Origin of the sequence: Rhodococcus oxybenzonivorans (assembly GCF_003130705.1) — a bacterium.
Taxonomy (GTDB): Bacteria; Actinomycetota; Actinomycetes; order Mycobacteriales; family Mycobacteriaceae; genus Rhodococcus_F; species Rhodococcus_F oxybenzonivorans.
The window spans coordinates 1,185,761-1,209,882 of the sequence record NZ_CP021354.1; the positions used below are offsets into that span (position 1 = coordinate 1,185,761).

At 65.7% G+C, this 24,122-nt stretch carries 25 protein-coding genes and 1 riboswitch; of the genes, 15 read left to right on the top strand and 10 right to left on the bottom strand.

Annotated features, from left to right (window positions below; translation table 11 throughout):
- The first annotated feature begins 72 nt into the window (after window positions 1-72).
- From CBI38_RS05670 to CBI38_RS05690, 4 genes are all read left to right on the top strand, one after another.
- On the top strand, window positions 73-789 hold the full coding sequence (locus CBI38_RS05670; protein ID WP_109327096.1) for an enoyl-CoA hydratase/isomerase family protein: 717 nt from the start codon (window positions 73-75) through the stop codon (window positions 787-789).
- A 4-nt stretch (window positions 790-793) separates the two neighbouring features.
- Window positions 794-2,437 (top strand): FAD-dependent oxidoreductase, encoded by a 1,644-nt coding sequence (locus tag CBI38_RS05675; RefSeq protein ID WP_109327097.1) that lies wholly within the window; start codon window positions 794-796, stop codon window positions 2,435-2,437.
- A gap of 119 nt (window positions 2,438-2,556) precedes the next feature.
- Complete coding sequence (locus CBI38_RS05680) at window positions 2,557-2,877, top strand: MerR family transcriptional regulator (RefSeq protein ID WP_109334879.1); 321 nt, start codon at window positions 2,557-2,559, stop codon at window positions 2,875-2,877.
- Window positions 2,878-3,574: 697 nt separating this feature from the next.
- A complete protein-coding gene (locus tag CBI38_RS05690; RefSeq protein WP_109327100.1) occupies window positions 3,575-4,537 on the top strand; it encodes a hypothetical protein in 963 nt (320 codons plus the stop codon).
- Window positions 4,538-4,595: 58 nt separating this feature from the next.
- Here CBI38_RS05690 and CBI38_RS05695 read toward each other — a convergent pair whose 3' ends face one another.
- The 7 genes from CBI38_RS05695 to CBI38_RS05725 form a co-directional block, all read right to left on the bottom strand.
- Window positions 4,596-4,946, bottom strand: a complete 351-nt coding sequence (locus tag CBI38_RS05695) for a hypothetical protein (protein ID WP_109327101.1) — start codon at window positions 4,944-4,946, stop codon at window positions 4,596-4,598.
- 91 nt (window positions 4,947-5,037) lie between these two features.
- Window positions 5,038-5,802 (bottom strand): ABC transporter permease, encoded by a 765-nt coding sequence (locus CBI38_RS05700; protein ID WP_109327102.1) that lies wholly within the window; start codon window positions 5,800-5,802, stop codon window positions 5,038-5,040.
- Window positions 5,799-6,593, bottom strand: a complete 795-nt coding sequence (locus tag CBI38_RS05705) for an ABC transporter ATP-binding protein (RefSeq protein WP_109327105.1) — start codon at window positions 6,591-6,593, stop codon at window positions 5,799-5,801. The genes CBI38_RS05700 and CBI38_RS05705 overlap by 4 nt, the downstream gene beginning before the upstream one ends.
- Complete coding sequence (locus CBI38_RS05710; protein WP_109327106.1) at window positions 6,590-6,982, bottom strand: DUF1048 domain-containing protein; 393 nt, start codon at window positions 6,980-6,982, stop codon at window positions 6,590-6,592. Before CBI38_RS05710 ends, CBI38_RS05705 begins: the two co-directional genes overlap by 4 nt.
- 2 nt (window positions 6,983-6,984) lie before the next feature.
- Window positions 6,985-7,335, bottom strand: a complete 351-nt coding sequence (locus CBI38_RS05715) for a PadR family transcriptional regulator (protein WP_109327107.1) — start codon at window positions 7,333-7,335, stop codon at window positions 6,985-6,987.
- 209 nt (window positions 7,336-7,544) lie between these two features.
- Window positions 7,545-8,348 (bottom strand): ABC transporter, encoded by an 804-nt coding sequence (locus tag CBI38_RS05720; RefSeq protein WP_109327111.1) that lies wholly within the window; start codon window positions 8,346-8,348, stop codon window positions 7,545-7,547.
- Between the two features lie 47 nt (window positions 8,349-8,395).
- Window positions 8,396-8,710, bottom strand: a complete 315-nt coding sequence (locus CBI38_RS05725; RefSeq protein WP_109327112.1) for a DMT family transporter — start codon at window positions 8,708-8,710, stop codon at window positions 8,396-8,398.
- A 10-nt stretch (window positions 8,711-8,720) separates the two neighbouring features.
- Window positions 8,721-8,785: riboswitch (guanidine-III (ykkC-III) riboswitch) on the bottom strand.
- A gap of 571 nt (window positions 8,786-9,356) precedes the next feature.
- On the opposite strand from CBI38_RS05725, the gene CBI38_RS37735 reads away from it, so the two are divergent.
- From CBI38_RS37735 to CBI38_RS05735, 3 genes are all read left to right on the top strand, one after another.
- On the top strand, window positions 9,357-9,587 hold the full coding sequence (locus CBI38_RS37735) for a hypothetical protein (protein WP_204165009.1): 231 nt from the start codon (window positions 9,357-9,359) through the stop codon (window positions 9,585-9,587).
- Window positions 9,588-9,704: 117 nt separating this feature from the next.
- The gene (locus tag CBI38_RS05730; RefSeq protein WP_204164947.1) at window positions 9,705-10,421 is read left to right on the top strand and encodes a response regulator transcription factor; all 717 of its coding nucleotides are present in this window, start codon (window positions 9,705-9,707) and stop codon (window positions 10,419-10,421) included.
- Window positions 10,422-10,489: 68 nt separating this feature from the next.
- The gene (locus CBI38_RS05735; RefSeq protein ID WP_109334880.1) at window positions 10,490-11,872 is read left to right on the top strand and encodes a sensor histidine kinase; all 1,383 of its coding nucleotides are present in this window, start codon (window positions 10,490-10,492) and stop codon (window positions 11,870-11,872) included.
- A gap of 10 nt (window positions 11,873-11,882) precedes the next feature.
- Here CBI38_RS05735 and CBI38_RS05740 read toward each other — a convergent pair whose 3' ends face one another.
- Entirely contained in the window at window positions 11,883-12,308 is a 426-nt protein-coding gene (locus CBI38_RS05740; RefSeq protein WP_109334881.1) for an HIT family protein, read from the bottom strand.
- A gap of 140 nt (window positions 12,309-12,448) precedes the next feature.
- On the opposite strand from CBI38_RS05740, the gene CBI38_RS05745 reads away from it, so the two are divergent.
- From CBI38_RS05745 to purD, 3 genes are all read left to right on the top strand, one after another.
- Entirely contained in the window at window positions 12,449-13,693 is a 1,245-nt protein-coding gene (locus CBI38_RS05745; protein WP_109334882.1) for a bifunctional glycosyltransferase family 2/GtrA family protein, read from the top strand.
- Window positions 13,690-15,684, top strand: a complete 1,995-nt coding sequence (locus CBI38_RS05750; protein ID WP_109327117.1) for an ArnT family glycosyltransferase — start codon at window positions 13,690-13,692, stop codon at window positions 15,682-15,684. Before CBI38_RS05745 ends, CBI38_RS05750 begins: the two co-directional genes overlap by 4 nt.
- Window positions 15,685-15,786: 102 nt before the next feature.
- On the top strand, window positions 15,787-17,040 hold the full coding sequence (gene purD, locus CBI38_RS05755; RefSeq protein ID WP_109327118.1) for a phosphoribosylamine--glycine ligase: 1,254 nt from the start codon (window positions 15,787-15,789) through the stop codon (window positions 17,038-17,040).
- 75 nt (window positions 17,041-17,115) lie between these two features.
- Here purD and CBI38_RS05760 read toward each other — a convergent pair whose 3' ends face one another.
- Both CBI38_RS05760 and CBI38_RS05765 read right to left on the bottom strand, forming a co-directional pair.
- The gene (locus CBI38_RS05760; protein ID WP_109327119.1) at window positions 17,116-17,868 is read right to left on the bottom strand and encodes a 3-hydroxybutyrate dehydrogenase; all 753 of its coding nucleotides are present in this window, start codon (window positions 17,866-17,868) and stop codon (window positions 17,116-17,118) included.
- Entirely contained in the window at window positions 17,865-19,238 is a 1,374-nt protein-coding gene (locus tag CBI38_RS05765) for an MFS transporter (protein ID WP_109327122.1), read from the bottom strand. The genes CBI38_RS05760 and CBI38_RS05765 overlap by 4 nt, the downstream gene beginning before the upstream one ends.
- Before the next feature lie 119 nt (window positions 19,239-19,357).
- On the opposite strand from CBI38_RS05765, the gene CBI38_RS05770 reads away from it, so the two are divergent.
- From CBI38_RS05770 to purB, 5 genes are all read left to right on the top strand, one after another.
- Window positions 19,358-20,266, top strand: coding sequence for a LysR family transcriptional regulator (locus CBI38_RS05770; protein WP_109327123.1), 909 nt, complete (start codon window positions 19,358-19,360; stop codon window positions 20,264-20,266).
- A 23-nt stretch (window positions 20,267-20,289) separates the two neighbouring features.
- Window positions 20,290-21,456 carry a pyridoxal phosphate-dependent aminotransferase gene (locus CBI38_RS05775; RefSeq protein WP_109327124.1) on the top strand — a complete coding sequence of 389 codons (1,167 nt, stop codon included), beginning with the start codon at window positions 20,290-20,292 and terminating at the stop codon, window positions 21,454-21,456.
- A gap of 73 nt (window positions 21,457-21,529) precedes the next feature.
- The gene (locus CBI38_RS05780) at window positions 21,530-21,955 is read left to right on the top strand and encodes a DUF1707 SHOCT-like domain-containing protein (RefSeq protein ID WP_109327125.1); all 426 of its coding nucleotides are present in this window, start codon (window positions 21,530-21,532) and stop codon (window positions 21,953-21,955) included.
- A gap of 76 nt (window positions 21,956-22,031) precedes the next feature.
- On the top strand, window positions 22,032-22,661 hold the full coding sequence (locus CBI38_RS05785) for a TetR/AcrR family transcriptional regulator (RefSeq protein ID WP_109327126.1): 630 nt from the start codon (window positions 22,032-22,034) through the stop codon (window positions 22,659-22,661).
- Window positions 22,662-22,683: 22 nt separating this feature from the next.
- On the top strand, window positions 22,684-24,105 hold the full coding sequence (gene purB, locus CBI38_RS05790) for an adenylosuccinate lyase (RefSeq protein WP_109327127.1): 1,422 nt from the start codon (window positions 22,684-22,686) through the stop codon (window positions 24,103-24,105).
- Window positions 24,106-24,122: the final 17 nt, after the last annotated feature.

Consider the following 24,122-nt stretch of genomic DNA (forward strand, 5'->3'; position numbering starts at 1 on the left):
ACGGCCCCTGCCAGTTGTGAATATGGTATTCTCGCTGGACAAGAACGCCAATATCGAAATGGAGAACAGCGCATGGTCGACCTCGAGCTGGAACAGGAGTTGGCGGTCATCACCATCGATCGACCACATGCTCGCAACGCCATCGCGCCGGAGACCATGGATCAGTTGGAGAAGGCGCTCGACGCGGCGGCCGGGGCCAAGGCACTGGTGATCAGGGGAGCCGGTGACAGGGCGTTTGTGTCGGGCGGAGATCTCAAAGAGCTGAGCAAGCTGAGAACCGAGGAGCAGGCGGCGGACATGGCGCGCCGGATGCGGACGGTCTGCGACCAGATCGCGAACTTCCCGGCGCCGGTCGTCGCCGCGCTGAACGGCCACGCTCTCGGCGGTGGGGCAGAGGTGGCCGTGGCCGCCGACATCCGGGTAGCCGCCGACGACATCAGAATCGGTTTCAACCAAGTCGCACTGGCGATCATGCCCGCATGGGGTGGCGCCGAGCGGCTCGCCGCGCTCGTCGGCCCGGGCAAGGCCCTCATGCTGGCCGGCTCGGGTGCCGTACTCGACGCGGCAGAAGCCGAACGTCTCGGATTGGTGGACCTGGTCCTGCCCAGGGCGTCCTTCGAGGATGGTTGGCGTTCGCTGGCCCTGTCGCTGGCCAACAGCTCGGCCGGCGAAATCAAGCGTGTCATGGCGGGCGCCTCCGCAGCCGAGGCGGTCACGGCGTTCGCGCGGCTCTGGGTTGCCGACGAACACTGGCAGGCGGCAGACCGAGTGATGAGCCGTAGCAGGTGAACCCATGACGTTCGTGATCACGCAACCTTGCTGCAGCGACGCGAGCTGCATTCCGGTGTGCCCCGTCGACTGCATCCGCCCGCGTCCGGGAGATCCGCAATACAGCACTACCGAAATGCTGTACATCGACCCCGACACCTGTATCGACTGCGGTGAATGCGTCAGTGCGTGCCCGGTGGATGCGATCTTCTCCGAGTTCGACCTTGCCGCCACGATGACCCGGTACACCGACGTCAATCGGGGCTACTTCGAGCGGCACCCACTCGATACGGACACCACCCCCTCGCCGGGCAAGAAGAAGCGTCCGTCGAAAGAGGGTGTCACACTGCGCGTTGCGATCATCGGCACCGGGCCTTCGGCGTGTTACACGGCTGAAGCACTGTTGCGGCGCGGTGGGGTCGAGATCGATATGTTCGACCGGTTGCCCACACCTTGGGGTCTGGTACGCGGGGGTGTCGCACCCGATCATCCCAAAACCAAAGGCGTCGCGGACATGTTCGCATCGGAGTTCAGGTCCGCCTCCCTGCAGTTCTTTCTCAATGTCGACGTGGGCAAGCACGTTTCCCTCGCCGATCTGCGCGAGCACCATCACGCCGTGGTGTATGCGGTCGGTGCATCCGGAGACCGGCGTCTCGACATACCCGGGGAGGATCTGCCCGGCAGCCACTCCGCGACGGAGTTCGTAGCCTGGTACAACGGTCACCCCGATTATGCCGACCGGACATTCGATCTGTCGGGGGAGCGCGCGGTAATCGTCGGTAATGGCAACGTCGCCCTCGACGTCGCGCGCATCCTCACCCTCGATCCGGACGAGCTGGCCAAGACTGATATTGCCGACCATGCGCTGCAAGCTTTGCGTAGCAGTAACATTCGAGAGGTCGTCGTACTCGGGCGCCGTGGGCCCATGCAAGCGGCGTACTCGATGCCGGAGTTTTTGGCTCTGGGTTACCTGCCCGGGGTCGATGTCGTCATCGACGACGCCGAGTTGACGCTCGACCCGGTCAGCCAGGCGATATATGACGATCCAGATATCGAGCCATCGCGCAAGCTCGCACTGGACCTGGCTCGCGAGTACGCACACAGCGCCCGCACGACCGGTAACAAACAAATCGTTTTCCGGTACCTTGTGTCACCGCGCCATATTCGCGGCGGCGACCGTGTGGAATCGGTCGAACTCGTCCACAACATTCTCGATGGCGACCTCAATGCGGTGGGCACGGAGTCCACCACGAGTGTGGACACGTCCCTTGTTCTGAGGTCGGTCGGCTACCGCGGCGAGCCTGTCGCCGACGTGCCGTTCGACGAGCAGCGCGGAGTCATTCCCCACGACCGTGGCCGCGTGACCGGAACGGTCGGTGTCTACACCGCGGGGTGGATCAAGCGCGGACCGCGGGGCATCATCGGCACCAATCGAGGAGATGCCGAGGAGACCGTCGCGATGCTGCTCGAAGATTTCGAGGCCGGCATCCTTCCCGCGCCGAAAGCGGATCGCGCCGCGTTGGCAGAGTTGGTGAAGCGGCGAGGGCCGCAGGTGATCGACAAGGAGCGTTGGCGGGAGATCGACGCCGCGGAGAAGGCCGCAGGAAGAATTGCAGGCCGGCCCCGCGTCAAACTTCCTGTCATCGACGTCGCTTCGACGAACGATTGACAGGTGGCAACGCGTAGGAGCGCAGAAATCTATGCTCTCGGTCGCAGATTCATTTCATTCGTCTGTTAACATCGTGTGGTTCCTTAAGAAGAAGGGAGCCACTCGTGGTGTTCGATGTCATGCCCCGGTCGCGTCGTGGGGTGTATGGAATAGCGGTCACATCGGAGTTGACCGGAATCGGGCCGCAAACACTGCGGCTGTACGAACGGCGCGGATTGCTGACGCCTGCGCGGACCAGCGGCGGAACCCGTCGTTACAGCGAGGAAGATCTGGTTCGCCTCGGACGCATCGCCGAACTTATCGAAGCTGGCATCAACCTGCCGGGCATACAGCGGATTCTCGACCTCGAAGCGGAGAACGCTGAACTTCTGGGTCGTCTGCACTCGGCCGAACATGGAGGCGACCGCCTGAAGGTCGAACGTGAAGAGGCAACCGCCTGACAAGGCGGTACGCGATCGATCGAATCGACAACCAGTATCGTCACTGGCCGGTTCTGCGGGCGCGTTCTTCCGAGCGTGCAGCGGCCCTTTCGTTATGCATGACACTGCAGATCACAAAAACATCTCGAATTCTGAGATGTCTGGGGTTGTCTATTCTGCCTGGTCACTCAGTGTTTTCGGAGTCGACTCCAGCCGGGCGTCGCGCTGGGTTTGCGTCGCGGGGTTGAACTTCTGTCGTTAACCGATACGATAAAATCTATACCCGCCGGAGCAGATAAATTGCTGAGCAACACTGCGTCGGCGGTGAAACAGCGACACGCTGGCCTTGCAGAAGGCCGCGGCCGGCGTCGCACCGGAAACGCCAGTTCCGGTGCGTCAGCCCGAAGACCTCTGGCCCAGACTCGACGCAAGACGGGACCTGAACCATGACTCTCGCCGCACATGACGTTTTCCGCCCTCATACTCCCCGGCACGCAAAGACTGCTAACGGAACGCCCGACCGGCGCTTCTCCGTGGGAACCGCGTTGACCGCAGGCCTCATTGCAGCCGTACCCGCGGCGACTGTGACTGGTTCGGTGGTACTTGCCGCCGCTACTGCCACCTCTGTACTGATTGGAGTGATTCTGGCCGCATTTCTCATCTCGAGCGTGATCTGACCGATATTCGTCCGCCACATCAGCTATCGAAGGAGAAATATATGACCAGCACCACCACCGCAACGCTGATCACTCAGTTGCGTGCCGTTCTCGACCTCACCAACACCGAAATCCAGGTAGCAGAGACCCGCATCGCCCAGGCACGCACCGAGGCTGTTCGCCGCGAACTCACGGAGAACGCCGAAAACGGACGTCAGCGCGCCGAGGTAATCGAACGCGCAATTCGCGACCTCGGCGGTGTTCCCGAGGTTATCGGGCCCTTCCTCGGTCGGCTTGCTGCCGTGCTCAAGGCGATGGCCGAGCAAGCGCAGCCGTTCGACGAGGCACTGCTGGGCGACCTGGCCCTCGAACATCAACTCCTCGACCGCGCGCGTTACATCAAGGCGCTCGCCACCGTCGCGAAGGAGCCGGCAGTCATCGGTCTAGCGGACCGATTGATCACAGCGCATTCCGCAACCGTGGACTGGCTTTCGACCGTTCTGGCCGAGGATGCGCTCGGCGGCCCGGCAGCGCTGCGGCGCACGCCGTTCCAGGCCGCTGCCGGAAGCACGATTCGGCTGCTCAACGTCCCGGTCACCTGGTCGGCGCGCGGAATCGATCGAGCATTGGACACGGCCCGCACCACACCGCCCCTGCTCAGTGCGTTGCTCAGCCGCGGCGCTCACGCCGGCGATGTCGCAGTCAAGACGTTGGCCGCCTCGCGGGATGCCGCCCTCGAAACTGCGGAGAGTGTGACCCGCCGGGAAGGCGCGAGCGGTGTCGCCGACGCCATCCATTCGGCTCGCGCCGCGGGTGGTGTCGTGGATCCGGGCGAGCTTCCGATCGACGACTACGACGACCTGAACGTGTCGCAGGCCGTCGCTGCGGTCAGGGAACTCACCGATCCCGCCGATGTGCGCACGGTCGTCGCCTACGAGGAAGCGCACAAGAATCGGCACGGCATCGTCTCCGCCGCCCAAACCCATCTCGCGTCCATCGCGCAGGAAGTCGCCGGCATCCGCTGACGATTCGTAGAAGAATTCCGCCGGTCCCCACAGGGGGCCGGCGGAATTGTCGGTGAGGTCAGCAGGTGCCGGTTTTGGCAGCGTCGTACGCCCTGACCATCTGATCCTTACGTTCTTGCGGGGCGTCTTTCCATTCCGGGGTGAGGGCCGACTGGTCGAAGAGGTCGCTCAGAGCCTTCGTGCGGTCGAACGGTTCGCCGATCTGCTGCGCTCGGGCTTCGGCACTGTTCGCGTACTGGAGCAGGCCCGCGCACAGGTCAGCGACGGCGGGAAGGTCGGCGGCCGCTGCCTCCGCCGCCTCGGTGGTTGCGCTCACCTCGGTGTCGGTGTCGGTGTCGGTCGATTCGGAACTGCACGCTCCCAGGAACAGGACGGCAGGGATCAGCAGCGCAACGATGGTTCGGGTCATGCGAAATACATACCAGAGCTGCCGACCACGCCGTGTCGTCCGGTTCGCCACGATCGGGGAGCGGGCGCGTCTTCCGCGGAAGACCTCGTGCTCAGCTGATCTTGCGCCGGTAGATGGCGGTCGCGAAGGCGTAGGCGACAACGAGGATGCCGACCAGCCACCCGAGAGCGATCCAGATGTCAGTGCCGACGGGTTGCTGGGCGAACAGTGCTCGGATGGTGTTCACGACGTAAGTCACGGGCTGGTTCTCGGCGAACCATGCGACCGGTCCGGGCATCGAGTCGGTAGGCACGAAGGCCGAGCTGATGAACGGCAGGAAGATCAGCGGGTAGCTGAACGCGCTCGCGCCGTCGATCGTCTTCGCCGAGAGTCCGGCAATCACGGCGATCCAGGTCAGCGCGAGGGTGAACAAAATCAGGATGCCCGCGACCGCGAGCCAGGCGGCCACGGATGCTCCGGTGCGGAACCCCATGATCAGCGCGACACCGGTGACGATCGTGACCGAGACCAGGTTCGCGGCCACGGACGTGAGCACATGCGCCCACAGCACACTCGACCTCGCGATCGGCATGGATTGAAAGCGTTCGAATATGCCGCCCTGCATGTCGAGGAACAGTCGGTACGCGGTGTACGCGACGCCGGACGCGATCGTGATGAGCAAGATGCCGGGGAGCATGTAGGTGCCGTACGACTGGTCGGATCCGGTGTTGATCGCGCCGCCGAAGACGTAGGTGAACAGCAGCATCAGCGCGATCGGGGTGACCGCGGTAGCGACGATCGTGTCGGGGCTGCGGAGGATGTGCTGCAGCGAGCGGCCGGTGAGGACGCCGGTGTCGCCGAGGACATGGGTGGTCATCGGGCTTCCTTTCCTGCTGGGACGGTGGTGTCACCGACGAGGGCGAGGAAGACGTCCTCGAGGGAGGGCTGCTTCTCGATGTACTCGACCTTGGCGGGCGGAAGGAGCTGCTCGAGCTCGGCGAGGGTGCCGTTCTGAATGATGATGCCCTGGTGGAGAATTGCGATGCGGTCGGCGAGCTGCTCGGCCTCGTCGAGGTGCTGGGTGGTCAGCAGTACGGTCGTGCCGGTCCTGGCGAGTTCCTTGACCGTCTGCCACACCTCGATCCGGGCCTGCGGGTCCAGCCCAGTGGTGGGTTCGTCGAGGAAGATGATCGGCGGGTTCCCGATCAGGCTCATTGCGATGTCGAGCCGGCGTCGCATGCCACCGGAGTACGTCGTCGCCTTGCGGTTCCCCGCTTCGGTGAGCGAGAAGCGGGCGAGCATGTCGTCGGCGATCGCACCCGGATTCTTCAGGTGGCGCAGCTTGGCGACCAGCACGAGGTTCTCCCGGCCGGTGAGCACTTCATCGATCGCGGCGAATTGGCCTGTCAGACTGATCGACTCGCGTACCTCGCCGGGCTTCGCAGCGACGTCGAAGCCGTGGATCGTGGCGGTGCCCGCGTCGGCCTTCAACAGCGTTGACAGGATTCGCACCAGCGTGGTCTTGCCCGCACCGTTCGAGCCGAGAAGCGCGAAGATGCTCCCCGCGGTCACGTCGAAGTCGACTCCCCGCAACACCTGCAAGTCCTTGAACGATTTCACGATGCCCCGCACTCGGATCGCCGGTTCGAGCGCCTGATCGGCGGTCATGGCCGGTTCTCCGTTTCCGGCGCGTTCACGCCCTCGTCGGCGGCCTTGTCGAGGGCGTCCGTCAGGCGCTTGCGCTCCTTGTTGATCCATCGGCCGTCCGAGTAGTTCTGGATGAAAGTGTCTGCGAATTCGACTGGGTCGTCCCCGACGATGCCGCGGATCGGGGTGCCGTCGGCGGCGGCGCGCTCGATCAGGTCGGCGAGGTCCTCGAGCATCTGGATGAGCACATCGCCCTTGACGATCGATCCGGCGTACATGAAGTAGCGTTCGATCCCGTCGATCCCGGTTCGGTAGCTCGTGGGAAGCTGTTCCTTGCGAGCTTTGTACCGGCGCCAGCGCTTCTTGTCCTCGAACAAACCTGTGATCTGCTCGATCCATCGTGCGGCCATGATTACTCTCCTTCGCTTCGTGGGTGCTCGATGTGCTGGTGGAGCTGGTCGATCCGCTCTGCGAGGAAGGTCCACGTCTTCCAGAATTCTTGGAGGTACCCGCCACCGTGTGGGTTGAGCGAGTACACCTTGCGCGGCGGACCCTTCTCGGACGGGACCTTCTCCACGTCGACGAGACCTCGCTGCTCGATCCTGACCAGCAGGGCGTAGATGGTGCCCTCGGCGATCTCGGAGAAACCCTGCTCGCGAAGTCGCGCCGTGATCTCGTAGCCGTACGCCGGCCGCGCGGCCAGGATCGCCAGGACGATGCCCTCGAGCGTGCCCTTGAGCATCTCGGTCATCTGCTTGCCCATCGGACCCTCCTTCCGGCTACTCAGTGTTAATGACTACCACTAGATAGTAACGCTGAATACCGTTTGCGCAAGAGGGTTGATGCAACGAATTCAGAAGGGGGTTCGGAGCGTTGAGGCTCCGGCAGCTGCGGGCGTTGACGTTCGACGCGCAGAGCAGCCCGGCTGCGGGCACCTGTCAGATGGCAGGGCGAGATGTTTTCACGAACGCGTCAGGCAGGACCCAGCGTGTAATCGATGCCCGGTCGATCGCCCTTGCCCTTGAGCCAGCGTCCAGGAAGGCGGCCGGCGAGTTCCCCGAGGGGGCCGACGGCTGCGCTCAAAACCGCGACTGTGTCCTGTAGCAGATCGATGCTCGCGCTCATCCGCTCGAGATTCGGCGCCAGTGCGGTCAAGGTTTCCGAGAGCGCGACGATCTGGTCGAGCGGTCCGCCCTCGGCGATCAGCCGTTCGAAAGCGCCACCCTCCGACAGCAGCGTGTCGAGGATCCCGTTCTCGGCCAGGGCGCGGTCCACGATGCCGCCCTGCGCGGTGAGTCGCTCGACGGCGCCGTCGGCGGCTGTGAGTCGTTCGAGGGGGCCTTGCTCGGCGGTGAGGCGGTCGAGCAGTCCATCCTTGGCGAGTAGACGCTCGAGCGTGCCGTCCTCGGCGAGAACGCGGTCGAGTGGGCCGTCCTTCGCGAGCACCCGGTCGAGCGGTCCGCCGGGTTCGAGGAGCCGTTCGAGGGTGCCACCTTCGGAGGTCAGCCGGTCGACCGGGCCACCCGGCGCAAGCAGTCGATCGAGGGGTCCTCCGGGCTGGAGTGCTTGTCCGAGTGGCCTGTCGTTCGCCGCCAGTGAGGACAGCTGACTGATCATCTGCAGCGGGCTGCCGGAAGCGCCCATGCCGGTGACCACTCCGGTGCCTGCTACCGCTGTGCGCACCGTCGCCAAGGTGGCCTCGGCGATTCCGAGTCCGACATCGGCCGCCGCAAGTCCGGCGCGCACCGGGAGGGCCAGCAACGAGACCACGTTCATACGATTACTGTAACCCGCGACACACAAGCATTTCGCGGCTCGGGCACTCAGTGCAGGACTTTGAGTCCCACGACGCATGCCACGATGGCGGCGACCAGCAGGATCTTGACGAGCGATGTGTTTTCGGCGCCGGTCGCCATCGCGAAACCGACGGTAAGGGAAGCGCCGATTCCCACCCACACTGCGTATGCCGTCCCGGTCGGCAGAGTACGCATCGCGAAGGCCAGCCCCGCCATGCTGAGGACCAGCGCAATGACGAATACGACACTGGGGCTGATTTTGCTGAACCCCTCGGACCGACCGAGAGCGGTGGCCCAAACGGCCTCCAGCACGCCCGACAGCACCAGCACGATCCACGCCATGACACTCTCCCGAGCACCGTCTTGTCGCTGGCCGGGTACGGTGCGCTCGTCCGGGTGTCGTATCGACGACCTTCACGGTACCGAAAGCCCGTGCCGCGGGCTGAACGCAGTGGTCGGCGCGTGCAGGAAAACGCCGGATAAGTCTCCCTCGTCTCGGCGGATTTCCTTTTTGTGACACGGCGGGGAAACGCATTGTTATCGGTTCGGGTTCACGCCGGCGAATGCGCCGAATAACTCAGCGGATCGCGGCCTGCTTGTTTATTGTCGAGCACAATGCGTGAATTCCGTGCGCACTCCACCGACGATGACGAGGCATATCATGATGCTCGGACTGCTTGCCGCAATCAACAGCGCGTTCACACTCGGGATTGCCAACACTATCGGGACGTTCGGGGGAGTGGTTCTCAACCTGAACGTGGTCGGCTGAGAAACCGGTCGACGTCGACAGCTGTCGGACCGACAGCAGGACACCTACTTTCACCACATCTGCGATCGACGGCCCCGCCGCGTCTCCTGCGGCGGGGCCGCAGTGTACCCGGGGCGCCCCAGCCTGCGGAAGGCACAACTTTCCCATCCTTGCTCATCGCTCTCGAATCTCGGCTCTTTTCGCCGAAAAAGTCTCGGTGAGAAATTTCGGGAAAATCCAATGCGAGTGTCGCCACAGATTTGCGACGGTTCACCTATTGTTCTCGACAACGTGCAAGCAACGCGCGTAATCGGCTCGACACGGAAGTCCGCCCTGGCACAGGGGGAGATGATGGAGAACATGATGCTCGGATTACTCGGCGCACTCAACAGCGGTGTCACGCTCGGTCTGGCCAACACGATTCTGACGTTCGGTGGCGTAGTCCTCAACCTCAACATCGTCGTCAACTGACAAGGGGGCTTCGTCGTCTGCTGACGACGGGCGCACCGCCCGCCCGCTCGGTTCCCTGGGACGCTCACAGGAACTTCCCAGGGAACCGACAGCGATGATCCAGCGTTCCGCGTGATGATGGGTTCCGTGAATGAGAAGCCCGTCGAAGCCCGAGTTCTCGTCGTCGACGACGAACCGAACATCCTCGAACTGCTGTCCGTCAGCCTGCGTTTTCAGGGTTTCGAGGTCGCGATCGCGTCGAGCGGCGCGGCAGGTCTCGATACGGCGCGCACCTTTCGGCCCGACGCCGTAATTCTCGACGTCATGATGCCGGGGATGGACGGGTTCGGGATGCTCCAGCGGCTACGCGCGGATGGCGTGCACGCGCCGGTTCTCTTCCTTACCGCAAAGGACGCGGTCGAGGACAAGATCAGCGGCCTCACACTCGGCGCCGACGACTACGTCACCAAGCCGTTCAGTCTCGAAGAAGTAGTGACACGGCTGCGTGTGATCCTCCGTCGATCCGGCAAGGTGTCGGTCGAGGAACAGTCGGCGCGCATCACGTTTGCCGACATCGAACTCGACGACGACACACGTGAGGTATGGAAAGCGGGCGAACTGGTATCGCTGTCGCCCACCGAGTTCACCCTGCTGCGGTACTTCATGGTGAACGCAGGCACGGTTCTCAGCAAGCCGCGCATCCTCGACCACGTGTGGAATTACGACTTCGGCGGTGAGGTCGGGGTGGTGGAGTCGTACGTCTCCTACCTGCGTCGCAAGGTGGACACCGGGGAGAAGCCGCTGATTCACACCCTTCGGGGCGTCGGGTACGTGATGCGCGAACCGCGGCGATGACCGCCCCACCCGCACTAGAGAATTCTGTCGCGCCGGCCGGGCACGCGGGTCGGCGGTGGGTGCGGTCGATGCCGTTGCGGGTCAGCTTGGTAAGTGCGGTGCTGCTGCTCGCGGCACTCGGTCTCCTGGCGTCGGGAGTCGCGGTGACGTCGGCGCTCGAGAATTCTTTGACGAGCCGAATCGACCACCAACTCCGCGAGGCCGCGCAAGGGTGGGCCAAGCCGCGGGAAATGCGTCCGCTCCCGCCCCCGGACGAGCCGAACCCGGGACGACCGCCCAGCCCGTTCTATGTCCGCGCCGTGTCCCCGGACGGAACGGTGCTCTTCCAGATCAACGACGAGACCAGCGCGCCCGCAATTCCTGCCGATCCCTCTTCGGGTCCCATGACGGTCGGCTCCACCGACGGATCCGATGTCCGCTGGCGTGTGCTCACCACCACCGCGGCGAGCGGCACCCAGACGACGGTGGCGGTGACACTCACCGAGAACGACGACACGGTGAACCAATTGGTGGTCCTGCAACTCGGCATCGGCGCGGTGGTGCTCATTGCGTTGGGCGTCGTCGCGTACTTCGTCGTCCGCCGCAGCCTGCGTCCGCTCGGCGAAGTCGAGGAGACCGCCGCCGCGATCGCCGCCGGCGACCTCCATCGGCGTGTCCCCGCGCGCGACGACCGCACCGAGATCGGACGGTTGTCGGTTGCCCTGAATGGGATGCTCGCCCAGATTCAGCATGCCTTCGCCGCAACAGAAGCGTCCGAGGAGTCGGCCCGCCGCTCCGAGGAGAAGATGAGGCAATTCGTCGCCGACGCCAGCCACGAATTGCGTACCCCGCTGACCACAATTCGCGGTTTCGCCGAACTGTATCGGCAGGGCGCGATGACCGACACCGAGACGTTGATGAGCCGTATCGAGGGAGAGGCCTCCCGGATGGGTCTACTCGTGGAGGACCTACTCATGCTCGCTCGGCTCGACGCCCAGCGGCCCCTCGAGAATCGGCCGGTCGACCTGCTGTCCGTGGTGTCCGACGCCGTGCACGCTGCCCGCGCGGTGGCGCCCGAACGCTCCTTCGCCCTGGAAGTGGGTTCCGGACCGGGAACCCCCGAAGTCCTCGGTGACGAGGCGCGGCTGCGGCAGGTGCTCGGCAACCTACTTACCAACGCCGTCAAGCACACTCCCGCGACCGCGGACGTGACGGTTCGACTGCAGACCACGGAGAACCGGGTCGTGCTGGAGGTAACCGACACCGGCCCGGGTCTCAGCGAAGACGATGCGGCGCGGGTATTCGAACGGTTCTACCGAGCCGACGCGTCCCGCACCCGAGAGAGTGGGGGAAGCGGACTCGGCCTGTCGATCGTGGCGGCGCTCGTGGCCGCGCACCAGGGCACCGTGACCGTCGACAGCCGGCCGGGCGAGGGCGCCACCTTCCGGGTGGAACTGCCCCGGGCGCTCTAGATCACATGTCTCAGTCGGGAACGTTGTCTGCGTATCCGAGATCGCGGAGGGCGCCGCGGAGCTTCGTCATAGCGTCGTCCTGCGACTCCTGAGACGGATCCGGATTTGCATTGCTGATGTTGAAATCACCGAGGTCGTATGCCGGGAAGACGTGCACATGCAGGTGTGGGACCTCGAGTCCGGCGATCAACAGTCCGGCACGGGGCGCGTCGAACGCCGGGCGCACAGCCTGCCCGACGATGCGGGCCACATCCATCACCTTGGCCCACAGCTCACCGTCGACCTCCTGCCAGTGGTCCACCTCTTTCCGCGGCACGATGAGGGTGTGGCCTTGTGTGATGGGTGCGATGGTGAGGAACGCGACGACATCCTCGTCCTCCCACACGAACCTTCCGGGTAGATCTCCGTTGATGATGGCGCTGAATACAGATCCCATGGCCGCCATTATGCGGCTTCGCCGCCCGTGAGTACTTATTAACCATCCCCGGTTAACAAGTACTCGCAGGCGCGAAGCGCACAGGAAACTGCCAGGCGGTGTCCAGGGAGGCCGGAGAGTTCGGGCCGAATCTGGGACGCATGACGACGAACTCCCTCTCCCGCGGATCGGGTGCACCGTTACGAACAGAGACCTCGCCGACCGCGCCCGTGCTGGACGTTGTCGTGCCGGTGTACAACGAGGAGGCCGGCCTCGACCACTGCGTACGGCGGCTGCGACGGCACCTCGACGACAATGTTCCCTTCTCCGCCCGCATCACGATTGCCGACAACGCCAGCGTCGACGCCACCCTCGCCGTAGCGGAACGGCTCGCCACCGAAGTCCGCGACGTGCGCGTCGTCCACCTCGACCTGAAGGGGCGGGGCCGCGCGCTGCGGGAGGTGTGGGGTGCATCGGACGCCGAGGTCGTGGCCTACATGGACGTAGACCTGTCGACTGACCTCAACGCCCTCATGCCGCTGATCGCCCCTCTGCTGTCCGGGCATTCCGACGTCGCGATCGGCTCGCGACTCGTCCGCTCGTCCCGGGTGGTGCGAGGGCCGAAACGCGAGTTCATCTCCCGCAGTTACAACCTGATCCTCCGCGGCGCACTGCACGCACGCTTCTCGGACGCACAGTGCGGCTTCAAAGCAATGCGGGCCGACGTAGCCCAGCGTCTACTTCCCCTGGTCGAGGACACCGGCTGGTTCTTCGACACCGAACTGCTGGTCCTCGCCGAGCGTGCCGGCCTCCGCATCCACGAAGTCCCGGTCGACTGGGTCGACGACCCGGACAGCCGGGTCGACATCGTCGCGACCGCGATCGCCGACATGAAGGGGGTCTGGCGGGTGGGCCGCGCCCTGTCCACGGGCTCGTTGCCGCTGGGCGGCCTTCGCGCCAGCTTCGGTCGTGAGCCGCTCGTTCCGGGGGTGCCGCGCGGAATGGTCGGGCAGCTGGTCAGATTCGCGGTGGTAGGAGTGGCATCCACCCTGGCCTATGCGCTGCTGTACCTGATTCTGCATCCACTGATGGGTGCACAGTGGGCCAACGCCGTCTCGCTTCTCGTCACCGCCGTCCTCAACACGGCCGCGAACCGCGCCTTCACTTTCGGTGTGCGCGGCTCCGACGGCGTCGCCCGACACCAGCTGCAGGGCCTGTTCGTGTTCGCCTTCGGATTGTTCCTCACCAGCGGTTCACTGTTCGTTCTGCACTCGGCGGCCCCGGACGCGTCCAAGCACGTCGAACTGGCTGTGCTCGTGCTCGCCAACCTCGTCGCCACCGTCAGCCGTTTCATAGCCCTTCGCTGGGTGTTCCGGAACGCTCGAACCGAAGGAGCTTCTGCATGACCACGACTCTCGACGCACCGAAGGTCGAGACGGCCGGACCACCGGTACGTAAACGCTGGGAACTGTGGGCGCTCGGCGCCCTTCTGGTGGGAACCGCGGTCGCGTACACGTGGGGGCTCGGCGCCTCCGGATGGGCCAACTCCTTCTACGCTGCCGCGGTCCAGGCCGGGTCGGAATCGTGGAAGGCCTTCTTCTTCGGCTCCTCGGACGCCGCCAATTCCATCACCGTCGACAAGCCTCCGATGTCGTTGTGGGTCATGGAATTGTCGGTCCGGGCCTTCGGTTTGAGTTCCTGGGCCATGCTGGTGCCGCAAGCGCTTCTGGGCGTCGGTTCGGTGGCCCTGTTGCACGCCACGGTGAAGCGGTGGTTCGGTGCCCCGGCCGGTCTGCTCGCCGGCCTCGTGTTCGCGCTGACGCCCATTGCCGCGCTCATGTTCCGCTTCAACAACCCCGACGCCCTGCTCGTGCTCCTGATGATCGCCTCCGTCTGGGCGATGCTGCGGGCAGTAGAGGACGGACGCACCCGCTGGATGGTGCTGACCGGTGTATTCGTCGGATTCGGCTTCCTCACCAAGCAGCTTCAGGTGATGCTCGTCGTTCCGCCGCTCGCCCTGACCTATCTGATCGCGGGACCCCCGAAGTTCGGCACGCGCCTGGCCCAGTGCTTCGCCGCACTCGGCGCGATGATCGTGTCCGCGGGCCTGTGGCTGCTCACCGTCGAATTGTGGCCGGCGTCGTCGCGCCCGTGGATCGGTGGCTCGCAGAACAACTCGATCCTCGAACTGACGCTGGGATACAACGGACTCGGCCGATTGAACGGCGAAGAGACGGGCAGTGTCATTCCCGGCCGCGGCGTGGCGGCCACCACCATGGGTGGCGCCGCGGAAGCCGCGATGGACGGCGGTATGCCTGGCGGCGGAATGTGGGGCAGCACGGGCATCACCCGGATGTTCGAGTCCGCTCAGGGCGGCCAGATCGCCTGGCTGATCCCGGCAGCGCTGATTCTGCTGGTCGCCGGACTCGTAGTGCGCAGCTGGGCGCCTCGTGTCGACACCCAGCGCGCGTCGTTCCTCGTCTGGGGTCTCTGGCTACTCGTCACCGGACTGACCTTCAGCTTCATGGCCGGCATCTTCCATGCCTACTACACGGTCGCGCTCGCACCGGCCGTGGCCGCCCTGGTAGCGATCGGATCGGTGACGATGTGGCGTCGACGGGACGCGCTGTGGGTGAGGGCGGTGCTCGCCGCGACAGTGCTGGCCACCGTTGCCACGTCCTGGATCCTGCTCGGCCGCACCGCGTCGTTCGTGCCGTGGGTGAAATGGGCGGTGGTCGCGGTGGGTGTCGTGTCCGCCCTCGCACTTCTGATCCCGGCGCCGACCCGGGGTCGCATCGCAGTCGCAACCGTCCTGGCGGCTCTGTTCGCGGGGCTCGCCGGACCGGCCGCCTATGCGATCGACACGATCGCCACCCCGCACACCGGCTCGATCGTCTCGGCCGGACCCACCGTCGTCGGAGGCCGTGGAGGTCCGGGCGGAATGGTCCGGCCGGCCGGAACGGACGGACCTGGACGCACGGGAGCCGGCACGGCACCACCCCCAGCGCCTCCTGGAGCCGCAGGTGGGGCTGGGGCCGCCGGCGGCCTACTCTCCGGCAGTACCCCGAGCGCCGAACTGGTAGGGCTCCTCGAAGTGAACGCCGACGACTACACCTGGGTGGCCGCGGCAATCGGCTCCAACAGCGCGGCGGGGTACCAGCTGGCCACGGAGGATCCGGTGATGCCGATCGGCGGTTTCAACGGGAGCGACCCGTCACCCACGCTCGAGCAGTTTCAGCAGTATGTGACCAACGGTGAGATCCACTACTTCATTTCCGGCGGTCGCGGAGGGGGAATGGGTGGTGGCGGCACGGCGTCGGAGATCACCACCTGGGTGCAGGAGAACTTCACCGCCGTCACGGTCGACGGAGTGGCGCTGTACGACCTCACGGACTGACAGCCGTGAGTACTTGTTAACCGCCCGGTGTTAAGAAGTACTCACAGGGGGTGTTCCCGGCCACCCTCACCGGTGGCATTACGCGGCCCGTACGCTGACACCGTGCGCGTACTCGTTATCGGCTCCGGAGCCCGTGAACATGCCCTCCTCCTCGCCCTCGCTCGCGATCCGGGTGTCACTGCCCTGATGTGCGCTCCCGGGAACGCTGGGATCGCCAAGATCGCCGAGCAGCATTCCGTCGACATCGCCTCCGGGGAGGCCGTCGCCGATCTCGCGAAGAAGGTCGAAGCCGACCTGGTCGTGGTGGGCCCCGAGGTCCCGCTGGTTCTGGGTGTTGCGGACGCCGTCCGCGCTGCGGGAATCGCCTGCTTCGGCCCGTCGGCCGACGCCGCGCGCATCGAGGGTTCCAAGGCGTTCGCCAAGGACGTGATGGCCGCCGCCGGTGTGAAGACCGCGCACAGTGAGATCGTCGATTCTCCCGCCAAGCTGGACGAAGCACTCGACCGCTTCGGACCCAACTGGGTCGTCAAGGATGACGGCCTCGCGGCAGGCAAGGGCGTCGTGGTCACCACCGACCGGGACGCCGCCCGCGATCACGCCGCCGAATTGCTCGAGAACGGGCACCCGGTCCTCCTCGAATCGTTCCTCGACGGCCCCGAGGTGTCGCTGTTCTGCGTCGTCGACGGCGACACCGTGGTGCCGCTCCTCCCGGCCCAGGACCACAAGCGCGTCGGCGACGGCGACACCGGACCCAACACCGGCGGCATGGGTGCGTACACCCCGCTGCCGTGGCTGCCCGAGCAGATGGTCACGCAGATCGTCGACGACGTCGTCAAGCCGGTCGCGGCGGAGCTCGTCGCCCGGGGCAGCTCTTTCAGCGGTTTGCTGTACGCCGGTCTGGCGATCGGCAAGGATGGCCCCGCCGTGGTCGAGTTCAACTGCCGCTTCGGCGACCCCGAGACCCAGGCGGTACTCGCCCTGCTGAAGAGTCCGCTGGGTGAGCTGCTGAACGCGGCGGCCACCGGCACGCTTGATCAGGTCCCGCCGCTCGAATGGCAGGACGGTTCGGCGGTCACCGTGGTGGTGGCGGCCGAACATTATCCGGCGACGCCCCGCACGGGTGACGTGATCAGCGGCGCCGACGGGGAGGGCGTGCTCCATGCCGGCACGAAGCTCGTCGACGGACAGGTGGTGTCGGCAGGCGGGCGTGTACTGAGTGTCGTCGGGGTCGGCGCGAACCTCAGCGAAGCACGCGAGGACGCCTACGCCAAGATCGCCGCAATCAAGCTGCCCGGCAGCCACTTCCGCAAGGACATCGGGCTAGCCGCAGTCGAGGGGCGTATCGCCATCCCGTAGTTCTGTTCCCGTTCGAGTACTGAAAGACGTGCACCCCGGAGTATTCCAGGGGTGCACGTCTTTCGGGCCGATTGGCTATCGCGCAGTCCACCCGCCGTCGATGGTGTACGACGCGCCGGTGACCATACCGGCGTCCGCTGAGGCCAGCCATCCGACGAGGGATGCGACCTCGGCCGGTTCCACCAGCCGTTTGATCGCGCTCTCGGTGAGCATCACCTTCTCGACTACGTCGGCCTCACTGACGCCGTGCAGCTGTGCCTGATCGGCGATCTGCTTCTGCACCAACGGCGTCGACACGTAACCGGGGTTGACGCAGTTGCTGGTCACGCCGTGCGGGCCACCCTCGAGGGCGGTCACCTTGGACATGCCCTCGAGCGCGTGTTTGGCCGTCACGTACGCCACCTTGAATGCCGAAGCCCGAAGTCCGTGCACGGAGGACACGTTCACTATCCGACCGAATCCCTGCGCGTACATGTGGGGGAGAGCGGCACGGATGAGCAGGAACGGTGCCTCCACCATCAGTGTTTGGATCCGGCGGAAATCGTCGACGCGGAATTCCTCGATGGGGCTGACGGTCTGGATACCGGCGTTGTTGACGAGGATGTCTGTCTTCAGGCGCAGATCGGCGAGCTGATCGGTGTCGAGAAGGTCCACGTGCCAGGCGCTTCCGTCGATCTCCTCGGCGAGCGTCTTGGCCGCGACATCGTCGAGGTCTGCGACGGTGACCTGTGCTCCACGTGCGGCCAGGTGTCGCGCGCATGCTGCACCGATTCCGCTCGCACCACCGGTGACGAGTGCGGCGCGGCCGGAGAGGTCGCGGGCGGTCATGCCGGCGCTCCGGCCTTTTCCGCGGCCAGGGTACGGGCGTCGGCCGCGTCGATCGATTCGAGGGAGATGCCCTTGGTCTCCTTGGCGACGATCACGGCGACGACGGTGATGAGCGAGGCGATCGCGAGATAGATCGCGATGGGGACCGAGGAGTGGTACCTGTTCAACAGGGTCGCCGCGATGATGGGGGCCAGAGAGCCGGCCACGATCGACGTCACTTGGTAGCCGAGGGAGACACCCGAGTAGCGCATCCGGGTGGGGAACATCTCCGCCATGATCGCGGGCTGGCCGGCGTACATGAAGGCGTGGAACACCAGGCCGATGACGATGGCTCCGAGAATGACGGCGTTGTGGCCGCTGTTCATCATCGGGAAGGCGAAGAAACCCCAGGTTCCCGCGGTCAGGGCACCGATCATGTAAACAGGGCGGCGGCCGATGCTGTCGGACAACCGTCCCACCAGCGGGATGACCGCGAAGTGCACCGCATGCGCGATCAGCATCCACCACAGGATCTGCGCGGTGTCGGTGTGGACCACCACCTTGAGGTAGGTGATCGAAAAGGTGACGACGAGGTAGTACATGACGTTCTCGCCGAACCGCAGTCCCATCGCGGTGAACACGCCGCGCGGGTAGCGTTTGACCACCTCGAAGACGTTGAACGACGTCTCCTTGATCTTCTCGGCATCCTTCTGGGCCTGGAGGAAGATCGGCGCATCGGTCACCTTGGTGCGAATGTAGTAGCCGACCAGGACGATCACGGCGGAGAGCCAGAAGGCCACACGCCAGCCCCAGCTCAGGAAGGCGGCGTCCGGGAGGGTCGTCGTCAGGATGAGCAGTACGACGGTGGCCACGAGGTTGCCGGCCGGAACGCCGGCCTGCGGCCAGGAAGCCCAGAACCCACGCGATCGGCTGGGGCTGTGCTCGGCGACGAGCAGCACCGCGCCGCCCCATTCGCCACCGACCGCGAAGCCCTGGATGAAGCGAAGCGTGACGAGTAACGCCGGCGCCCAGTAACCGATTTGAGCGAAGGTGGGCAGGCAGCCCATGAGGAAGGTGGCGGTGCCCACGAGGACGAGGCTGAACTGCAGCAGCTGTTTGCGGCCGAACTTGTCACCGAAGTGGCCGAAGACGATGCCGCCGAGCGGTCGGGCGACGAAACCGACCGCGTAGGTGACGAAGGCCGCGATGATGGCGTCGAGTTCGTTGTCTCCGGCCGCGAAGAACACTTTGCTGAAGACCAGGGTTGCCGCCGTGCCGTAGAGGAAGAACTCGTACCACTCGACCACGGTGCCGGCCATCGACGCGCCGACCACCTTCTTCAGCCCCGACGGTGGGGTCTCTTCCGTGCGTAGTGTCTCGTCGACGCTCATCTGCCGCTCCTTGCTGCCCTGTGACTGGGGACACATCGAGTGTTGCCTGCCGAGTATTGATGCATATTTGTGCGCACACAATGGCGCATGATGCAACCCCCGTGTGCAAATATGCAGACATGACTTCCGAAACGTCCATGCCCAGCGCAGATGACCTGCTCGTGCTGTTGGCGGTGGGACGCACCGGCCGCTTCAACACCGCGGCCGACGACCTCGGTGTAAATCACACCACCATCTCCCGGCGCATCACAAACCTCGAGAAAACCCTCGGCGGTCGCGTACTCGTGAAGGCCGCCGGCGGATGGGAACTCACCGAACTGGGACAGCAGGCCCTGACCGCGGCCGAGCGGGTAGAAGCTGCTGTGCACGGGCTCGTCGCCGAGCCAGGCGGCGGTGACGGCCTCAAAGGCGTGGTGCGAGTGTCGGCGACCGACGGGTTCAGTGCGTACATCGCAGCACCCGCGGGCGCGTTGATTCGCCGCCGGCACCCCGAGGTGTCCGTAGAGATCGTCGCCGTCACGCGCCGGGCCTCCCAGCACCGTTCGGGTCTCGACATCGAGGTGGTCGTGGGCAAACCGCAGGTGCACCGCGCCGAGGCCGTCTGGCTGGCCGATTACACCCTCGGTCTGTATGCGTCGCGGTCGTATCTCGCGCGGAAGGGCACTCCTCGGACCGTCGCGGACCTCACCGACCATTCCCTGGTGTACTTCATCGACTCGATGCTGCAGGTCGATGAACTGGACCTGGCGCGCCGGCTCACTGTGTCGATGCGGGAGTCGGTGACCTCGACGAACGTGTTCGTCCATGTGGAGGCCACCCGCGCCGCCGCGGGGATCGGGCTGTTGCCGTGCTTCATGGCCGACCGGCACGACGACCTCGTTCGCGTACTGCCCGGACAGGTGGAGGCGACGCTCGCGTACTGGCTCGTCGCGCGTCCCGAATCGCTCCGCAGACCCGAGGTGGCTGCAGTCGTGGCTGCCGTCCGCGAGACGGTCGAGTCCCAACGGGACGCGTTGGCCGGGCGTTGACGGTGTCACGCTAGCGTCGAGGTGTGCGCTCCGAATCTCAGCGATCCGACATTCAGACCTTCCACGTGATGGACGTGTGGAAGGCCGCCGCCGAGCGCGAACGGACCCACGGGGACGTGCTGACTCTCGCAGCAGGTCAGCCTTCGACCCCGGCGCCGAAGCCCGTGCTGAGCGCCACCCGGCAGGTCCTCGACGGACACCTGCTCGGCTACACCGAGACGTTCGGAATCTTGGGACTCCGCGATGCGATCGCCGAGTACCACTCCACCAAATCCGGTATCGCTGTCGACGCCGAGGACGTGGTGGTGACCACGGGGTCCTCCGGAGCCTTCACGTTGCTGTTCCTCGCCGCTTTCGATGCGGGCGACACCGTGGTCGTCGCTCGCCCGGGTTACCCGGCGTACCGCAATACCCTCGCCGCCCTCGGTTGCCACGTCGTCGAACTCGATTGCGGTGCCGACACCCGGTTCCAGCCGACGGTCGCGATGCTCGAGGCGCTCCCCGAACCCCCGGCCGGTCTGATCGTCGCGAGTCCCGCCAACCCCACCGGAACCGTGATCGATCCCGAAGAATTGGCGGGTCTCGCTCGGTGGTGCGACGACCACGGCACCCTCCTGATATCCGACGAGATCTACCACGGCATCGGATACGGCGGGCAGACGATGACGAGCGCCTGGGAGACGTCGCGGGAATCCGTCGTCGTCGGGTCGGTGTCCAAGTACTTCTCGATGACGGGCTGGCGGCTGGGGTGGATGCTGGTACCCGCCGGGCTGAGGGGTGCCCTGCAGCGCCTGGCGTCGAACATGACAGTGTGCCCACCGGCGATTTCGCAGTACGCGGCGATCGCGGCGTTCACACCGGAGTCGCGGGCCGAACTCGATTCGCACGTCCAGCGTTACGCCGTGAACCGCGAACTGCTCCTCACGGGGCTACCGGAACTGGGTATCACCGAGCTGGCGCCCGCGGACGGTGCGTTCTACGTGTACGCCGACATCGGTCACCTTCTCGGTGGGGCCCATGGTGACACGTCGACGCAGTGGTGCTCGCGACTGCTGCAGGACACGGGTCTGGCACTGGCACCCGGCATCGACTTCGACACCGTCCACGGGAACAGGACCATCCGTCTCTCGTTCGCCGGGTCCACGGCGGAAGTGCGGGAAGCACTGATCCGCTTGCGGCGCTGGCTCTAGCGATCGACCGAAGTCGGCCTACACTATGACCAGGATTACAGTGTTGCGGCGCACGCGGGCAAAAGGCGAAACCATGAGCGAAATCAGCAACCCAGACCCTTCCACTCCTGGTGGACTCCGCATAGGAACCTTGGAGCGGGAGCAGGCCGCAACGGCACTCGCCGCACACTTTGCGGCCGGCCGCCTCGACACCGACGAGTTCGATTCCCGGGTCCGTCAGGCGTACCTCGCCAAGACCGCAGCCGACCTCGCACCTCTGTTCGCGGATCTTCCGGGCGAACAGCGCTTCGGGACCGAAGTCGAGTACGAGCCGGAGCCGAGCCGCCGGGATCCGGGACGCGAGGCCGCGGCCCTGCGCACGCTGCTGTTCGTGATCGCGGTGCTCGCCGCGGTCCTGTGGGTCTTCGTTGTCCGCGTGCCGCCTCTCGTCTTCCTTCCGATCATCTGGCTCGTCCTCGCACGGCATCACCTCGGTCGCCGTTCGTGCCGAGCCTGGTGACTTCGCCCGGCGCAAACTTCGCGGTCTGTAGCCCAATCCGCTCTGGTGCGGCACCCCCGGCTGGCAGGATGAATTGGTGTCGACAGCGGCAACTCCCAAGGGCGAACGGCGCCGACAGGCGCTTGTCGACGCTGCCGCCGACCTGCTTCTGGAGGGCGGCTTCGAAGCGGTGCGGCACCGGTCGGTGGCCGCGCGCGCGAACCTTCCGCTGGCATCGACCACCTACTATTTCGCGTCGCTCGAAGAGCTGATCGCGAAGGCCGTCGAGTGCAACGGTGAACGCGACCTCACCGTCATGCGGGCGCGGGTAGAGGACGTCACCCACCGTCGTCGCGGTCGCGAGTCCACCGTCGACCTTCTCGTGGAACTACTCGTCGGGCCGGCACTGATCACCGACGACAGTCGCGAACGCTTGATCTGCCGGTACGAGCGGCTCACCGCGTGCGCGCGGCGACCCGAACTACGCGAGGTTCAGCTGCGGTTGCGAGCACAGCTCGACGACATCCTCACCGAGGCCCTGCGTCGTTCCGACCGTGACGTGCGGCAAGGACAACTGCGTCGCCTGGTCGCCACCGTGGACGGCGCCGTGGTGACTGCCCTCGGCGAGCACGACCCCGACCTTCGTGGGCTCGCCCGGGCCATGCTGCTCGACGTCGTCGACCTCGTCGCGCCGGCGCTGGACCGGCCGGACCACGTTCACCTCTAGCGCCGCCGTAAACTGAAGTCTCGTGACCCGCATCCCGAACGTCCTCGCCAACCGTTACGCCAGCCCTGAACTCGTCGAGTTGTGGTCGCCCGAGCACAAGATCGTGCTCGAACGCCAGCTGTGGCTCGCGGTGCTGCGTGCCCAGGCGGAACTCGGGATCGACGTGCCGGCCGAGGCGCTCGCCGACTACGAGCGGGTCATCGATCAGGTGGACCTCGACTCCATCGCCGCCCGCGAACGGGTCACCCGGCACGACGTGAAGGCCCGCATCGAGGAGTTCAACGCACTCGCCGGTCACGAGCAGGTACACAAGGGTCTCACCAGCCGCGACCTCACCGAGAACGTCGAACAGCTGCAGATCCTGCGGTCTCTCGAGCACGTGTACGCACACGGTGTCGCGGTGGCCGCACGGCTGTCCGAGCGTGCCGCCGAGTACAGCGGCCTCGTCATGGCCGGCCGTTCGCACAACGTGGCGGCGCAGGCCACCACCCTGGGCAAGCGCTTCGCCTCCGCCGCCGACGAACTGCTCGTCGCCCTCACCCGGCTACGGGAACTGATCGACCGTTACCCGCTGCGCGGAATCAAGGGTCCGATGGGCACCGCGCAGGACATGCTCGACCTTCTCGACGGCGACGCCGCCAAACTCGACACCCTCGAGCGGAAGGTGGCCCAGCACCTCGGTTTTGCTCACGTCTTCACCAGTGTCGGGCAGGTCTACCCGCGCTCGCTCGACCACGACGTGCTGTCCACGCTGGTCCAGGTCGCCGCCGGGCCGTCCTCCTTCGCCCACACCATCCGCCTGATGGCCGGGCACGAACTGGTCACCGAGGGCTTCCAACCCGGCCAGGTCGGGTCCTCCGCGATGCCGCACAAGATGAACACCCGCTCCTGCGAACGTGTCAACGGACTGCAGGTCGTCCTCCGCGGCTACGCGTCGATGGCCGCAGAACTCGCAGGCGCCCAATGGAACGAAGGCGACGTGTTCTGCTCCGTGGTGCGCCGGGTCGCCCTGCCGGACGCATTCTTCGCCATCGACGGACTGATCGAAACGTTCCTCACCGTGCTCGCCGAATTCGGCGCCTACCCGGCCGTGATCGAGAAGGAACTCACCCGGTACCTGCCGTTCCTCGCCACCACCAAGGTCCTCATGGCGCTCGTGCGGGCCGGTGTGGGCCGCGAAACCGCGCACGAGGTCATCAAGGAACACGCCGTCGCCGTCGCACTGGCCATGCGCGAGCAGGGCAAGGAACCCGACCTCCTCGACCGGCTCGCCGCCGACGACCGGCTGCCCCTCGACCGGGCAGCCCTCGACGAGGCGCTCGCCGACAAGAAGGCGTTCATCGGCGCGGCCGAAGCTCAGGTGGCCGCAGTGGTGACCGAGGTACAGAAGCTCGTCGACGCCAACCCCGAGGCGGCTGCCTACCAGCCGTCCCCGATCCTGTAGGCGGCTTCGCCGCCCGT

Coding starts and splice junctions, on each gene's coding strand:
- CBI38_RS05670 (WP_109327096.1), top strand. CDS start 73: ATGGTCGACCTCGAGCTGGAACAGGAGTTGGCGGTCATCACCATCGAT.
- CBI38_RS05675 (WP_109327097.1), top strand. CDS start 794: ATGACGTTCGTGATCACGCAACCTTGCTGCAGCGACGCGAGCTGCATT.
- CBI38_RS05680 (WP_109334879.1), top strand. CDS start 2,557: ATGCCCCGGTCGCGTCGTGGGGTGTATGGAATAGCGGTCACATCGGAG.
- CBI38_RS05690 (WP_109327100.1), top strand. CDS start 3,575: ATGACCAGCACCACCACCGCAACGCTGATCACTCAGTTGCGTGCCGTT.
- CBI38_RS05695 (WP_109327101.1), bottom strand. CDS start 4,946: ATGACCCGAACCATCGTTGCGCTGCTGATCCCTGCCGTCCTGTTCCTG.
- CBI38_RS05700 (WP_109327102.1), bottom strand. CDS start 5,802: ATGACCACCCATGTCCTCGGCGACACCGGCGTCCTCACCGGCCGCTCG.
- CBI38_RS05705 (WP_109327105.1), bottom strand. CDS start 6,593: ATGACCGCCGATCAGGCGCTCGAACCGGCGATCCGAGTGCGGGGCATC.
- CBI38_RS05710 (WP_109327106.1), bottom strand. CDS start 6,982: ATGGCCGCACGATGGATCGAGCAGATCACAGGTTTGTTCGAGGACAAG.
- CBI38_RS05715 (WP_109327107.1), bottom strand. CDS start 7,335: ATGGGCAAGCAGATGACCGAGATGCTCAAGGGCACGCTCGAGGGCATC.
- CBI38_RS05720 (WP_109327111.1), bottom strand. CDS start 8,348: ATGAACGTGGTCTCGTTGCTGGCCCTCCCGGTGCGCGCCGGACTTGCG.
- CBI38_RS05725 (WP_109327112.1), bottom strand. CDS start 8,710: ATGGCGTGGATCGTGCTGGTGCTGTCGGGCGTGCTGGAGGCCGTTTGG.
- CBI38_RS37735 (WP_204165009.1), top strand. CDS start 9,357: ATGCGAGTGTCGCCACAGATTTGCGACGGTTCACCTATTGTTCTCGAC.
- CBI38_RS05730 (WP_204164947.1), top strand. CDS start 9,705: ATGGGTTCCGTGAATGAGAAGCCCGTCGAAGCCCGAGTTCTCGTCGTC.
- CBI38_RS05735 (WP_109334880.1), top strand. CDS start 10,490: ATGCCGTTGCGGGTCAGCTTGGTAAGTGCGGTGCTGCTGCTCGCGGCA.
- CBI38_RS05740 (WP_109334881.1), bottom strand. CDS start 12,308: ATGGGATCTGTATTCAGCGCCATCATCAACGGAGATCTACCCGGAAGG.
- CBI38_RS05745 (WP_109334882.1), top strand. CDS start 12,449: ATGACGACGAACTCCCTCTCCCGCGGATCGGGTGCACCGTTACGAACA.
- CBI38_RS05750 (WP_109327117.1), top strand. CDS start 13,690: ATGACCACGACTCTCGACGCACCGAAGGTCGAGACGGCCGGACCACCG.
- CBI38_RS05760 (WP_109327119.1), bottom strand. CDS start 17,868: ATGACCGCCCGCGACCTCTCCGGCCGCGCCGCACTCGTCACCGGTGGT.
- CBI38_RS05765 (WP_109327122.1), bottom strand. CDS start 19,238: ATGAGCGTCGACGAGACACTACGCACGGAAGAGACCCCACCGTCGGGG.
- CBI38_RS05770 (WP_109327123.1), top strand. CDS start 19,358: ATGACTTCCGAAACGTCCATGCCCAGCGCAGATGACCTGCTCGTGCTG.
- CBI38_RS05780 (WP_109327125.1), top strand. CDS start 21,530: ATGAGCGAAATCAGCAACCCAGACCCTTCCACTCCTGGTGGACTCCGC.